General features: G+C 39.7%; 12 protein-coding genes. 9 read left to right on the top strand and 3 right to left on the bottom strand.

Annotated elements, in window-relative coordinates; translation table 11 throughout:
- Positions 1-107 precede the first annotated feature (107 nt).
- The 5 genes from J1N10_RS07165 (at position 108) to J1N10_RS07185 (ending at position 8,127) form a co-directional block, all read left to right on the top strand.
- Positions 108-1,589 carry a sulfatase family protein gene (locus tag J1N10_RS07165; protein WP_262326008.1) on the top strand — a complete coding sequence of 494 codons (1,482 nt, stop codon included), beginning with the start codon at positions 108-110 and terminating at the stop codon, positions 1,587-1,589.
- Positions 1,590-1,597: 8 nt separating this feature from the next.
- Positions 1,598-3,646 (top strand): sulfatase family protein, encoded by a 2,049-nt coding sequence (locus J1N10_RS07170; RefSeq protein ID WP_262326009.1) that lies wholly within the window; start codon positions 1,598-1,600, stop codon positions 3,644-3,646.
- A 436-nt stretch (positions 3,647-4,082) separates the two neighbouring features.
- The gene (htpG, locus tag J1N10_RS07175; protein ID WP_262326010.1) at positions 4,083-6,137 is read left to right on the top strand and encodes a molecular chaperone HtpG; all 2,055 of its coding nucleotides are present in this window, start codon (positions 4,083-4,085) and stop codon (positions 6,135-6,137) included.
- A 310-nt stretch (positions 6,138-6,447) separates the two neighbouring features.
- Positions 6,448-7,023: an acetate uptake transporter gene (locus J1N10_RS07180; RefSeq protein WP_262326011.1), complete on the top strand. Its 576-nt coding sequence runs from the start codon at positions 6,448-6,450 to the stop codon at positions 7,021-7,023.
- Positions 7,024-7,176: 153 nt separating this feature from the next.
- On the top strand, positions 7,177-8,127 hold the full coding sequence (locus J1N10_RS07185; protein WP_262326012.1) for a CPBP family intramembrane glutamic endopeptidase: 951 nt from the start codon (positions 7,177-7,179) through the stop codon (positions 8,125-8,127).
- A gap of 58 nt (positions 8,128-8,185) precedes the next feature.
- Here the strand turns inward: J1N10_RS07185 and J1N10_RS07190 are convergent, their stop codons facing one another.
- Positions 8,186-9,193, bottom strand: a complete 1,008-nt coding sequence (locus J1N10_RS07190) for a DUF2027 domain-containing protein (protein WP_262326013.1) — start codon at positions 9,191-9,193, stop codon at positions 8,186-8,188.
- A gap of 107 nt (positions 9,194-9,300) precedes the next feature.
- Here J1N10_RS07190 and J1N10_RS07195 point away from each other — a divergent pair, with 107 nt between their 5' ends.
- A complete protein-coding gene (locus tag J1N10_RS07195; protein ID WP_262326014.1) occupies positions 9,301-10,515 on the top strand; it encodes an S-adenosylmethionine:tRNA ribosyltransferase-isomerase in 1,215 nt (404 codons plus the stop codon).
- An 84-nt stretch (positions 10,516-10,599) separates the two neighbouring features.
- Here the strand turns inward: J1N10_RS07195 and J1N10_RS07200 are convergent, their stop codons facing one another.
- Both J1N10_RS07200 and J1N10_RS07205 read right to left on the bottom strand, forming a co-directional pair.
- Positions 10,600-10,794: a (2Fe-2S)-binding protein gene (locus tag J1N10_RS07200; protein ID WP_262326015.1), complete on the bottom strand. Its 195-nt coding sequence runs from the start codon at positions 10,792-10,794 to the stop codon at positions 10,600-10,602.
- Between the two features lie 35 nt (positions 10,795-10,829).
- Positions 10,830-11,690, bottom strand: coding sequence for a histidinol-phosphatase (locus J1N10_RS07205; RefSeq protein WP_262326016.1), 861 nt, complete (start codon positions 11,688-11,690; stop codon positions 10,830-10,832).
- 360 nt (positions 11,691-12,050) lie between these two features.
- Between J1N10_RS07205 and J1N10_RS07210 the strand changes: the two genes are divergently transcribed.
- The 3 genes from J1N10_RS07210 (at position 12,051) to J1N10_RS07220 (ending at position 15,021) form a co-directional block, all read left to right on the top strand.
- Positions 12,051-13,046 carry an AAA family ATPase gene (locus tag J1N10_RS07210; protein ID WP_262326017.1) on the top strand — a complete coding sequence of 332 codons (996 nt, stop codon included), beginning with the start codon at positions 12,051-12,053 and terminating at the stop codon, positions 13,044-13,046.
- A gap of 83 nt (positions 13,047-13,129) precedes the next feature.
- On the top strand, positions 13,130-13,996 hold the full coding sequence (locus J1N10_RS07215) for a DUF58 domain-containing protein (RefSeq protein ID WP_262326018.1): 867 nt from the start codon (positions 13,130-13,132) through the stop codon (positions 13,994-13,996).
- Positions 13,996-15,021 carry a hypothetical protein gene (locus J1N10_RS07220; protein WP_262326019.1) on the top strand — a complete coding sequence of 342 codons (1,026 nt, stop codon included), beginning with the start codon at positions 13,996-13,998 and terminating at the stop codon, positions 15,019-15,021. The genes J1N10_RS07215 and J1N10_RS07220 overlap by 1 nt, the downstream gene beginning before the upstream one ends.
- The last annotated feature ends 10 nt before the right edge of the window (positions 15,022-15,031 follow it).

Consider the following 15,031-nt stretch of genomic DNA (forward strand, 5'->3'; position numbering starts at 1 on the left):
TTCATCATTTGAACATGTCTGACCATTTCTGAACTACCATTAAACGCACTTCTTTTTCCGGAGAATTAACTTTGTAAAAACAATATCATTAACAAGAAACCGTTTTTATGAAATTCTTTTCCAGATGGCTTGTAATTTCATCGCTGCTGGTAATTGCAGTAAACTATACAAGTTGTACAAAATCAACACAACCCAATGTTATAGTTATATTCACCGATGATCAGGGATATAACGACTTGTCTTGCTATGGAGCAACCGACTTTGAAACGCCTCATCTTGATAAATTAGCCGCTAACGGTATCCGTTTTACTAACTTTCATGTGAGTACGGCTGTTTGTAGTGCTTCGCGTTCAGCTCTTTTAACAGGATGCTATAACGAGCGTGTTAGTGTGCGCGGTGCCTACATGCCTTGGGACACACTAATTGGTCTTAACCCTGATGAGGTGACCATCGCCGAAATATTAAAAGATAACGGTTATTCAACCGGTATGGTGGGTAAATGGCATTTAGGGCGGAGCAAAGCCTTTTTACCGCTTCAGCAAGGCTTTGATGAGTATTACGGTATTCCTTATTCCAATGATATGTGGCCAGTTGATTATGATGGCATATCGGTGCATGAAAAAGACTCGGTGTCGAAACCCTGGAAATTAAAATATCCCCCGCTGCCAATATTAGAAGGCGATGAAATAGTCGCAGTGATACATACACTGGAAGAACAGGCGCAAATTACAACCTTGTATGCCAATAAAGCGGTTGATTTTATTAAGCGTCATCAATCGAAACCGTTTTTTCTTTACCTGGCGCATTCTATGCCTCATGTTCCTATTGCAGCATCTGATAAGTTCAGAGGAAAAAGTGAGCAGGGCCTATACGGTGATGTCATGATGGAGATTGATTGGTCGGTGGGGCAGGTGATGCAGGCGCTGCGAGATGCCAATATTGAAGACAATACACTGGTGATTTTTACAAGTGACAACGGCCCCTGGTTATGCTTTGGTAATCACGCCGGTTCGGCCTACCCCTTGCGCGAGGGCAAAGGCTCGATGTGGGAAGGCGGGCATCGCGTGCCGTGTATTATGTATTGGCCTAATCAAATAAAAGGCGGACAGGAAACCGATAAGCTGGCTTCTACCATTGATTTATTACCTACGATTGCAAATGTAACAGGAGCAAATCTGCCAGGTAATAAACTGGACGGGGTGGATATCACACCTCTGTTAAAGGGCGAAGATGTAACACCGCGTAATGAGTTTTGGTGTTATTATGGTGGTGAGTTGCATGCTGTTAAAAAGGGTGATTGGAAGCTGTATTTCCCGCATGAATATCGATCGTATCGTCAGCATCCTGTCGGAAATGATGGTTACCCAGGATGGACTAAACAGATGCCCTGTGGGTTGGAGTTGTATAACCTGAAGAGCGATATCGGCGAAACAACTAATGTTATTGATCAATATCCTGATGTAGTGGAGGAATTGCAGGCCGTAGCCAAACAGGCGCGTTATGAGTTGGGTGATCGTCTGCAAAAGCTGGAAGGTCATGAAGTTCGTCCGCTTGGCCGTATTGAACCAGAAACGTTAACGACCAAATAAATAGAACTATGAAGCGTATAATCAAACAGTTGACATATTTTTCATTGCTGCTGGTTGGCTTTGCCTGTTCACCTGCTAAAACCAATCAGCCAAACATTATTTTTATTATCTCCGATGATCATGCCGATCAGGCCATCAGCGCCTATGGGCATGGACTTAACCAAACACCCAATATCGACCGTCTGGCCAAAGAAGGGGTGCGTTTTACCAATGCCACGGTGACCAATTCGATTTGTGCTCCATCGCGCGCGGTGATATTAACGGGTAAGCACAGCCATAAGAACGGATTGATCAACAACGAGGTGACTTTCGACGGTTCGCAGGCCACTTTTCCTAAGCTGTTGAAAGAAGAAGGCTACCACACGGCTATAGTGGGTAAGTGGCACCTGAAGAGTGAACCAACCGGTTTCGACCAGTGGATGGTGTTGCCAGGTCAGGGCGAGTATTATAACCCTGATTTCAGGACACCACAAGGCATCATTCGTATTCCAGGATACGTAACGGATATCATCACCGAAAAATCATTAGAATGGCTCGATGACATCAAGAGTCAGGATAAGCCATTTTGCCTGATGGTGCAACATAAGGCGCCGCATCGTAACTGGATGCCGGCACCTGTTTACCTCAATCAGTTTGATAATACTGAAATACCGGTACCAGATAATTTCTTCGATGATTATTCAACACGTGGACGAGCGGCACGCGAACAGGAAATGGAGATTGATAAAATCATGAATAGAGGCTATGATTTAAAGCTGACTATGCCTGGTACAGATGATATTATCAAAGATGGCTGGGGCGATAGCTGGGATCGTATGAACCCTGACCAGTTGAAAAAATGGCAGGATGCCTACCATGACAAGAATGAAGCTTTTAATAAGGCTCAACCGGTAGGTAAGGAGCTGGCTTTATGGAAGTATAAACGTTACATGCAGGATTACCTTTCTACTATTCAGTCGGTAGATGATGGTGTTGGTCAAATACTGGATTACCTCGATCAGAATGGATTGGCTGAAAACACCATAGTGGTGTACACCTCCGATCAGGGTTTTTACCTGGGTGAGCATGGCTGGTTTGATAAGCGTTTTATGTACGAAGAGTCGTTGAGCACTCCATTGTTGATGCGTTATCCCAAAGCGGTCAAGCAAGGCTGGGTGTGTGATAAAATGGTGCAGAACCTCGATTTTGCGCAAACATTCCTGGATTATGCCGGTGTTGAGGCGCCCAAAGAAATGCAGGGCATGTCAATGCGTCCGGTGCTGGAACAAACAGGTGGTGAGTGGCGCGACGCTATTTACTATCAGTATTTCGAATATCCCGGTATCCATGCTGTTAAGCGTCATTATGGTATTTCAACCGAACGTTATAAACTCATCCATTTTTATTTTGATACCGATGAGTGGGAGTTTTATGATTTACAGGATGATCCGCATGAAATGAATAATCGCTATGCTGACCCTGAGTATGCAACTGTTATTGAGGATTTGAAGACCAATTTAACTGAATTAAGGCAACAATACGATGTGCCGTCAACGGAACAGGAGTTGAGCAAACGAGTTATCACGATTCCGAACTTAGCTAAAGATGCCAAAGTAAGTATCCTGCAGGGTGCTGACAAACCATATGATGCTCCGGCTGCTTGTTTATGCGACGGAAAAGGAAAAAGTTTTACCCCATTATGGGCTTCCGACTATGATAATTTCCTGGGCTTTAATGGCAGTGATTTGGAGGCTGTGGTTGAGCTAAAGGCAAATACTCCTATTAATAGCATTAAAATGCGTTTCCTTGATAAAAGAGGGGCATGGGTGTATGCACCCGAAATTGTTGAACTGGCTGTTTCGCAAGACGGACAACATTATGACGCTATTGAAACCAATTGGTTGGATAAAACGGAAGTAATGAATAATGTATTTGTGGTAGAAAAGGGTGCTACGGGATTGAATACCAAGGTTTGTTATGTTAAGGTAAGAGCTCGAAATTTTGGTATGATACCAGCCGATAAACCAGGTGCCGGGCATCCTTCTTGGATGTTTTGTGATGAGTTAATTGTTAACTGATATTTAACTGAGCATATCAATGGAAAGTCCACCTGAAAGTGGTCTTTTCTTGTTTATAGATGTGTCTCTGTTTTTTGTGCGAGCTTGCAGCAACTTATTGCAGATATGTAATGGCCATTGCGGCTGTGTTTTTGTCAATTGTACTACTGTAATTCACAAAAACACGCTTGTTTTCATCAATTACATATCTGCAATAGCCAAAAGCACGCTCGCTGAGCTTATTACAAGCTTGCGATAAGCTCAAACATGCTCGCGATATAAATCCAACATCATAGATCATAAATCGAACATCATAAATCTCAAATCCATATTCTCTGCCAAAATTTCAACACTCTGCCACCACAAGCTGTCGCATTGACAGACATTGACGAATGGCACATGCTTTGATAACTTTGTGCCGTTAATTTGATAGTTAAAAACATAAATATTAGTAACGATGCAAAAAGGACATATTGGGGTTACTACGGAGAACATTTTCCCAATCATCAAAAAGTATCTTTATTCAGATCACGAAATCTTTTTACGCGAGTTGGTTTCCAACGCTGTTGATGCCACACAAAAGCTAAAAACACTGGCTTCGGTGGGTGAGTTTAAAGGCGAAATGGGCGAAACACCGGTTCGTGTAATCTTAGACGAAGATAAGAAGACCATCACCATTTCTGACCGCGGTGTAGGTATGACGGCCGAAGAAATCGACAAGTACATAAATCAGGTGGCTTTTTCAGGTGCCAACGAGTTTCTTGAAAAATATAAGAAAGATGCCAATGCGATTATAGGTCATTTTGGGCTTGGTTTTTACTCCTCATTCATGGTGTCAGAAAAAGTGGAAATTATCACTAAATCATTCCGTGATGGTTCGCAGGCTGTTAAATGGAGCTGTGATGGAAGTCCGGAATATACGCTTGAAGAAGTTGAAAAAGCCGACCGCGGTACTGACATCGTGTTGTACATCGATGAGGACAATAAGCAATATGCTACCAAAGCCGAAGTTAGTGCACTGTTGAAGAAGTACTGTCGATTTTTACCTGTTGAGGTGGTGTTTGGCAAAGAAACCGAGTGGAAAGACGGTAAAGAAGAGGAAACGGACAAGGATAATGTGGTGAACGAAACCAAACCATTGTGGACGCGTACGCCTTCTGAGCTGAAAGACGAGGATTACAATCAATTCTATCGCGGATTATACCCGATGGCCGATGAGCCCTTGTTCAACATCCATTTAAATGTTGATTATCCGTTTAACCTGACAGGTGTTCTTTACTTCCCTAAATTAAAGAACAATGTGGAGGTGCAGAAAAATAAGATTCAGCTATACTGCAATCAGGTGTACGTAACCGATTCGGTTGAAGGTATCGTACCTGAATTCCTGACATTGTTACATGGCGTGATTGATTCGCCTGATATTCCGTTGAACGTATCGCGTTCGTATCTGCAGAGCGATGGTAATGTGAAGAAGATATCAAGCCACATCACTAAAAAAGTAGCTGATCGACTGGAAGAAATCTTTAAGAAAGACCGTGAAGGATTTGAAGCGAAATGGGACGATTTAAAGATTTTCATCGAATACGGTATGTTAACCGAAGAGAAATTCTACGACCGTGCCAAGAAGTTTACTTTATTGAAAAATACCGATGGTAAATGCTTTACATTTGATGAGTATGCCGGTATTATCAAAGACAATCAAACCGATAAAGATGATCAGTTAGTGTATTTGTATGCCACTGATGTTGAAGCTCAATACAGCTTTATTGAAGCGGCTAAAAACAAAGGCTACGATGTGGTTGTGTTAGACGGTCAGTTAGACAGTCACTTTGTGAACCACTTGGAAAGTAAATTTGAGAAATCGCGTTTTGTTCGCGTTGACAGCGATGTTGTTGAGAAGTTAATTCCTAAAGCCGACACAGCTCAGTTAAAGTTAAACGAAGCTCAAAAGCAGGATTTAACAACTATCTTCAGTTCGCAGGTGCCTAATGTCGATAAAACTAACTTCATTGTTACGTTTGAAGCATTGGAAGAGACCGATACGCCGGTAATGATTACGCAGCAGGAGTTTATGCGTCGTATGAAGGAAATGAGTGCACTAGGTGGTGGCGGTATGAATTTCTATGGTGAGATGCCAGATAGCTATAATTTGGTGGTGAACGGTAATCACCCCTTGGTCAACCGAATTATTGAAGACGAAGAAAAAGAAGTTGGCGAAAAGGTGTCGTCATTACGTCATAAGATTGAAGGTTTGGAAGGTAAACGTTCTGAGCTAGAGAAAGCCAAAGAGGGTAAGAAAGACGAAGAGATTCCTCAGGCGGATAAAGATGAGATGGAAGACATCAACAAAAAACTGACTGAATTAAATGGCAAGAAAGATGAAGAACTATCTTCATTTGCTTCATCTAATAAGTTAGTTTCACAATTAATAGACTTAGCGCTTCTATCAAACAATATGTTGAAAGGAGAAGCCTTAACTAAGTTTGTTAAACGTAGTATCGACCTAATTTAAAGGTTATCATAAATGCAAGAGATATGCTCGGGAGCGTTGGTTTCCGGGCTTTCTTTTTGGGTTTAGGGGTGCAGTTGGAAGCTTGTTCTTCAGTAATAAGAAATTCGATAATTCATCAGTTCAACAATTAAACTCAGAACCGACAACTTGAGTCTTAACATCTTTTAACGAAATAAACCTCATATGATGATCATGAATAGGTTATTAATTCAGTCATTTATCTATTTTTGCGCCGATTTTTAATGAATGTACATTGCCTATTGGGGATATTTGGCAATGGGCAAGTATTTATTCTTTATAACCAGAAAAAATGGAACAAAACGTTTTCATCGCAAAAGACGTGACAACGAACCCTGCGCCACTAGGATTGACAGGTTTTGGATTAACAACTATGTTGTTGAACTTGCATAATGCAGGTTTATTCGGATTAGACACTATGATTATGGGTATGGGCATCATGGTTGGTGGCTTACTGCAAATTTTAGTAGGTATGATGGAGTGGAAGAAAAACAACATGTTTGGTATGATGGCATTCTCATCATATGGTGCATTTTGGATTTCTTTAGTATTTATTTGGATTTTCCCAAAAATGGGATTAGGTGAGGCACCTTCGGCAACTGCCATGGGTTACTACCTGGGCCTTTGGGGTGTTTTCACGCTAGGAATGTGGATTGCAACACTTAAGATGAACTTCACCATGATGTGGTTGTTTGGTACTGTGGTCGTTTTATTTGCGTTGTTGGCACTTGCTAACTTTACTGGTAGCCATTTGATTCATACTATTGCTGGTATCGAAGGTGTTATTTGTGGAGCTAGTGCACTTTACATTGCTATTGCTACATTGTTGCAAGAAACTTATGGAAAGCAAATTTTACCAATGCCATAAGCCCAAATATTATAACAATATCAGAAGCGCTCAAACTCATGTTTGGGCGTTTTTTATATAATAATTTTGACCAAAAGATAATGTCTGTTTATTAATAACCTTGATTGAATAGCCTAATGCACTAATTTTGCATTATAAACCTTACCTCAGATTATGAAACATCTTGAAAGTGCACTGACTAAAGATAACGAATGGTTTGGTTATTTTTTAATGCTGACCATTATACCTTTTGTATCTCAGCTACCCGCCATTCTTCCATTTATAATTATTAAAACTATTACGCCTTTGCCTGAAGGAGTTGATGAATCAATGGTTGATTTGATGAATCCTGTCAGTTATGGAGTCAATCCAACAATAGCACTGGCTTTAATGATATTTCCGTTTATAACCATGTTAATTGGCTTCATTGCTTGTTATAAGCCATTTCATGGTCGAAATTTTAAGAACGTTATTAATGGAACAACGAGTATCAGATGGCGAAGAATAATTATTGGCTTTGCAGTTTGTTTTGTTGTTGCTTCCTTTTTCCTGGTGGTTGATTATTATATGAACATTAAAAAATACGAACTGCGTTTAAACTGGCGGGCTCTTATACCTTTAGCTGTTGTTTCTTTTTTATTAATTCCGTTTCAGGCTTTTTACGAAGAAATTGTTTTTCGCGGTTATATAGCTCAAGGTGTTGGACGATTATTCAAAAACAGACTGGTGGTTATTTTGGTTCCCAGCCTTCTTTTTGCTTTGTTGCATGCTTTTAACCCTGAGGTTGAAAAGCATGGCTTTTGGGCTATGATGCCTTTTTATTTTATAGCTGGCTTAACCTATGCCATTATTTCAATTTTGGATGATGGAATTGAATTGGCTATGGGATTGCATGCCGCTAATAATATTTTCTCAAGCATTTTTATTGTCACCGAAGATAGTGTTTTTCAAACCGAGGCACTATTGTTATTAAAGAATGTGGAAATTAATACCGAATACTTACCTTTTATTTTATCTCAAATCATCATTGTAGGAGCAATTGCTTTTAAGTATCGATGGAAGTTAAAAACACTATTTACTAAAGTTGGAGACGATGATAAAGAATTGGAGTTCGCTCAGGTATAAATAGCAATAAAAAAAAGCCTCCGGTTGTGGAAGCTTTTCTGTAAATCTTTTTAAGTGTTTAAATGATCACCATTGTTGCACCATAGCCATACTCCTGAAAAGAGGCATCCTGGTATTGGTGTTTTTTATACTGACGGTCAAGTAATTTGCGTACTTCAGTTTTAAGCTTGCCATTGCCAACACCATGGATAAATACAATTTTTCGTCCTTTATTGTTGGCATTATCAGCCATCACCTGCTTGAATTTATCTAACTGGATAGTTATAATCTCGCCTTTGCTCATGCCGGCTGTTGTATCAATCAACTCATCAATGTGCAGATCGACCTCCAGTAGAGTTGGTTCATCGCGACGAGCATACTTTTTACGTGGTGTTTTTGCTTCTTTTTCCTTGATAACCTTTTTGATTTCGTTATCGGTTAGCGCATCCAGTTTGCGCTCAAATTCGCCTTTTATAACGGGTAAAAGAACAGCTTTCTCGTGGTAATAATCGTTATCGGCAAATACATTTTCTTTTAAAAAGCGCGAGGCTTTAATTTTAATAACTTCCGATACCGGCTGTATGTTTTTGTAGGTTTTACCTTGCTTATAAAGTGTTAGATTTATTTGCCATTGACGGTCATCCAATTGCATAACCGCCAACTTATCCAAGGCCAGTTTAGTATTGGGTTCGATGGTTCCATGGTAACATAAATCCAAGTCACCGTCTTTACGAAGGTTACTGATGGTGTAAAATACAAAGTAATTACTGTCGTTAATGGCTTGTACTCTTAAATCTCCCGAGGCCTGACCCGGTTTATCTCCCTGAAGAAACGAAATGTAAAACTGTGGATTAGAGTCATCACCAAGTTCTTCAGTAAATTCATAGTTTTCTTCTTCAACTTCGGGTGCTGCCTCATCTGTCTCTTTTGAAGAATCTTCCCTTATCACCACGCATTCATGAACCATTATAGGTACTTCAAAACCGTCTTCATCTTCCACATAGGCTAGTTTACCATCAACACGCACAACGGTTCCTCCACCGCTACTATTTAAAAAGCGAACATTATCGCCTGCTTTTACTTTCATATGATTAAGTTTTTATTTTTTTTAAGAATAATTGCACCAACATGTATTCGTCTTAATTGGTGAGCAAGGCAAAGTTAACTAAATTTGTCGCGCTAAAAATGACTGTCATGATAAAGCCACATATTTCAATTAGTGATTATACATATGATTTGCCTGATGAACGCATTGCAAAATACCCATTAAGCAATCGTGAGCAATCGAAACTGCTTGTTTATAAAAACAATGAAATAGGTGAGCGTCAGTTTACTGATATACTTGACGAATTGCCACAAGGAGCGATGCTCGCTTTTAATAATACCAAGGTTATCCGGGCACGTCTTAAATTTCAGAAAGAAACGGGTGCGGAAATAGAAATCTTCTGTCTCGAGCCTCTCGTGCCAGCCGAGGTTCAGATGGCTTTTGACAGTCGACAGTTAACTACCTGGAAGTGCATTGTTGGAAATGCGCGTAAGTGGAAAAATGGTGCTCTAACTAAACAGGTTTCTGTTGGTGAATATGAACTAGTTTTGTCAATAGAGAAAGGTGAGCGATTAAGCGATGCCTACAGTATAGATTTTTCGTGGGATAATGACAAGGTGTCTTTTGCCGAAATTATTGAGCAAATTGGCTTAACACCGATTCCTCCCTATTTAAATCGTGAGACGGAAGATGTTGATAAAGACCGCTATCAAACTGTATACTCAGAGCATCAAGGCTCAGTGGCTGCACCAACAGCAGGATTGCATTTCACCAAAGAGATATTGGCTCAGCTGCAGAAAAAGCAACATCCGCTTTTGAATGTGACCTTGCATGTAGGTGCTGGAACGTTTAAACCTGTTAAATCAGAGGCTATTGCCGACCATGATATGCATACTGAGCATTTTGTGATTGAGCAAGAGGCTTTAAAACGTTTGCTTGCACATGAAGGGAAATTGATTGCCGTTGGAACGACTTCGGTTCGTACCTTGGAAAGTTTGTATTGGTATGGCGTACGTTTGCTAATGGACTTGCCAATCGAACAGGGCATTCAACAATGGGATGCATATAATCTGGATAACCGTTTCCCAAAGAAGGCAGCATTTGAGGCTTTACTCAATTATATGCAGGATAATAAATTATCGCATCTGGCTGGTAAAACAGCCATTATTATTGTTCCTGGGTATCAGTTTAAAGTGATAAATGGATTGGTTACGAATTTCCATCAGCCACAAAGTACTTTATTACTGCTTATTGGTGCTATTGTTGGACAGGAATGGAAAAGCATCTATAAGTATGCTCTTGATAATAATTTTCGTTTCTTAAGTTATGGAGATAGTTCGTTGTTGATGATAGAGGGTAGATAGGTGAAAATTGAAGAATTGGTCAACTGAGAAACTGGGTATTGATTTTCAATTAACCGATTCCCCAATTTATCGATTCATCATTATTCATAGTTCCCGCTTAGCAATTTCATCTTCTAAAATCTCTTCAATATCAGCTACACAGCTGCCACAAATTGTAGCAACGTCGGTTTCGTCCTGGAGATCTTCAAAGGAGGTGATGTTTTTATCACGGATTACTTTAATGATATCGGCTTTAGTTAGTTGCATGTGGCGGCAAACAAAATCGTTATCGTCAAACATTTTTTATCGTTTAGTTTATTATCAATTCTTTTAGTTTATGAAATAACAGCATCAATTGCTTTTTGTTTCCAGCCGTTCTTGGTAAAAATGCTAATCGATTTTCCACCTGCCTGTCTAATGGCTTTTAAAGCACTTTCAAATTCCGAAGTTAGTTCACCCGGGTGGTGAGCATCAACCGAAACGGTTAATGGAATGCCCAATTCGACACAACGTTTAATAATATTTTCATTAGGAAAATAAGTGTGGTATTTTCCTCGGTATATTCCACGTGTATTGACTTCGATAACCGTTCCGGCTTTAGCAATCACTTTCAATGTCTGTTCCAAAATAGACTGGTACCAATCATCCTTTTCTGAAAAGAAGCGCCCCTTGTTATTCATCACCACTTTATCTATGTGTGCAATCATATCGGGTTTTTGAGTGATGATCATTTCCTGTATTTGCCTGTAATAACTTCTAACACCTTGCCTGATGTCACCATCGAAACATTCATTTAATCCAATTTCGTAGTTCTCAGCCGGACCGTCCAGAAACCAGATGGCATTTTCTTTTTCGGGATTGGAAACCAGATGTACTGAACCTATAATGTAGTCCAGTTGCCCCAGTTGTCGCCATACATCAAAAGGAACACTGCGGTTGTGAGCAATAAAATCGGCCTCTAATGACCGATATATTTCAAGTTGTTCGCTAAACTTTTCTTTGCAGCGCTTTACCTCGGCTACGTAGGGTTCCAGATTTTGGAAATGCATCGCCCATTTGGTTTCAAAAGGCACAGGTGCGTGACTACTAAATCCAAGCGTTTGAAGACCCTTTTTTATCGCTGTCTCACAAATTGCTTCAATTGATGTTTTTCCATCACAAAAATTGGAATGGGTATGAAGAGAAAAATAATACATTTAATCTATTGTTTATCGGCAAATCTGATTACAAAAGCATTTATCTGAGTTGCTAAAATGTTAATATTTTCTTAAAACGACAATGATAAATCCCACACACTTTTATTAAGTAGTTGTCTTCACCCTAATTTGTATGGATAGTCTTAAAAATCGTGTTATTTTTGTTCTTGGCACAAAATAATCGTTGTGTTTCGATTGTTAATATTTGACAATAATAATCGTTAAAGGATAGTTAAAGTTGTTTTGGCTTAACAAAAATTAACGAACCTGAAATCTTTCAATAGATGAAGATTTTGTTTTTTTGAATAAAACAAACAAGAATTTAAAGCGAAAAGAATAAAAAACAATAAAATACAAACCATGGAACAATCCGTAGATATTAAAGCGATAAACGAACGCATTAAGGAAGAAAGCTCTTTTGTTGACTTATTGACAATGGAGATGAATAAAGTAATTGTTGGTCAGAAGCATTTGGTAGAAGGGCTGCTAATTGGCTTATTGTCTGATGGTCATATCTTGTTGGAAGGTGTTCCGGGATTAGCAAAGACTTTAGCGATTAATACACTGGCAACCATTGTCGATGCTAAGTTTTCGCGCATTCAGTTTACACCCGACTTATTGCCTGCCGACTTATTAGGTACCATGATTTACAGTCAGAAGAAAGAAGAATTCATCGTAAAACAAGGGCCTATCTTTACCAATTTTGTGTTGGCCGATGAGATTAACCGTGCCCCGGCTAAAGTGCAGAGTGCCTTACTAGAAGCCATGCAGGAACGTCAGGTAACTATTGGTGAAACAACATACCCTTTGGAAGAGCCTTTCTTAGTAATGGCGACGCAAAACCCGATTGAGCAGGAGGGAACATATCCGCTGCCTGAAGCACAGGTTGACCGTTTTATGTTGAAGCTGGTGTTAGACTATCCAAAGAAAGACGAAGAGCAGATGATTATTCGTCATAATCTGGCTAAGACTTTTCCAAAAGCATCAACCATTCTTAAGCCAGAAGATATTATTCGCGCTCGTCAGGTTGTGAAAGATGTGTACATGGATGAGAAAATAGAAAAGTATATTGTTGATATCACATTTGCGACACGTTATCCTGAGCAATACGGTTTAGAGAAGTTTAAAGACATGATTTCTTATGGAGCGTCTCCTCGTGCAAGTATTAGCTTATCGATGGCGTCAAAAGCTTTTGCCTTTATTAAACGTCGTGGATATGTTATTCCGGAGGATGTTCGTGCCATTTGTCATGATGTTTTACGCCACCGTATTGGTTTATCATACGAAGCTGAGGCTAATAATGTCACATCAGAAGAGATTATCAGCGAAATTCTTAACCAGGTTGAAGTACCTTAAACCATAGCTGTTGGCTATTAGCTAAAAGCTATTAGCTTCCTTTACAAACAGAGATTTTTTGTATAACATCTAAACTAATTAGATTGGAAGCAACTGATTTATTAAAAAAAGTACGCCAGATAGAGATTAAAACGCGTGGGCTCTCGGCCAATATATTTGCCGGTGAGTATCACTCGGCGTTTAAGGGGCGGGGTATGACCTTTAGCGAGGTGCGTGAATATCAGTATGGCGACGATATACGTAATATTGACTGGAACGTAACGGCACGTTTTAATCACCCCTATATCAAGGTGTTTGAAGAAGAACGTGAGCTAACAGTTCTGTTGATGATTGATGTGTCGGGTTCGCGTGAGTTTGGTACATCTTATAAGTACAAGAAGAATGTTATAACCGAAATTGCTGCTGTTTTAGCGTTTTCAGCCATTCAAAATAACGATAAGATTGGCGTTATTTTCTTTAGCGACAGAATAGAGAAGTTTATTCCACCTAAGAAGGGACGGAAGCATATTCTGCATATTATTCGCGAGTTTATCACCTTTACGCCCGAACATCGCGAAACCAATATTTCAGAGGCATTGAAATACCTGACTAATGCCATTAAAAAGCGATGCACCGCTTTTATAGTATCTGACTTTATCGATGATAATTTTGAAGATGCTTTGAAGATTGCCAATCAAAAGCATGATGTTGTGGCTTTAAAGGTGTTTGATAAGCGCGAAACGGAAATTCCTAATATTGGAATGATAAAGCTAAAGGATGCTGAAACCGGTGAATATTATTGGGCCGACACATCCAATCGTGCCGTTCGTGAGGCTTACGGTAAATGGTGGCACGAAACAAATGAAGCAACACGACGCTTATTTAGCAAATGCGGAGTGGATAATGTGTCGGTAAGAACGGATGAAGATTACGTTAAGGCGCTGATATCCTTGTTTAAAAAACGCATATAATGAAAATAGATACATATATAACTTGGCTTAGAAACGCAATGTTGGTCATCGGTTTGATGATGTGTAGTTTCTCATCATTTGGTCAGGATGTTACGGTTTCTGCCCAGATGGATTCTACAGTCATTTTTATCGGTGGGCAAATTGATTTAAAGCTGCAATTAAGCCAACCGCAGGATTTAGAACTATCTTTTCCATTATTGACAGATACAATTACAAGGAATATCGAAATTGTTCGATTTAATGAGTTGGATACACTTAGTCGTGATAACGGACGTTTCCTGATCGAGCAAAATTTCAGAATCACCTCGTTTGATAGCGGGTTACATTATATTCCACCAATTGTATTTGAAGAAGCCAGTCAGAAACTGGGGGCTATTTTACAAACCGAACCAATGGCTTTGATGGTGGTCAATCCATTCGAAGAAGTGGATCCGCAGAAGGGAATTGTGGATATAAAAAAGCCGCAGGAAACACCGTTTCATTTGTCGGAACTATACAAATATCTGCCTTGGGTATTGGGCTTACTGGCTTTGGCTGGTATTGTTACTTTTGTGGCGCTCAAATATTTTGGTAAGGATGTGCCTGTAAAGATTTTCAAAAAAGAGGAGCCAATTATCCCACCGCATGAAAAGGCATTGGAGGCGCTTGGTAAGATTAAGGAAGAAAAGCTTTGGCAACATAATCGTGTTAAGGAGTATTACTCTGGAGTGACGGATACTTTACGTCATTATATAGAAGAGCGTTTCGAGATTCGTGCGATGGAGCAAACCACAGATGAGATTATGGATTCGTTTAAAGGTGTTGATGTGTCGGGCGTGAAATCGATTGATAACCTCAAGCAGATTTTAATGACAGCCGACCTGGTGAAATTTGCTAAGCACGAGCCGCTGCCTGATGAGAATGATTTGAGTATGATAAATGCCTATTTCTTTGTGAACCAAACTAAAGAAGAGGAAATTAAATCATTGGAAGAGGAAAAGGCAGAGATGCTTAAAAAGGAAGAAAACGAAGCAGTTACTGAATAAAATAGCATTG

Origin of the sequence: Carboxylicivirga litoralis (assembly GCF_025499605.1) — a bacterium.
Lineage (GTDB): Bacteria > Bacteroidota > Bacteroidia > Bacteroidales > Marinilabiliaceae > Carboxylicivirga > Carboxylicivirga litoralis.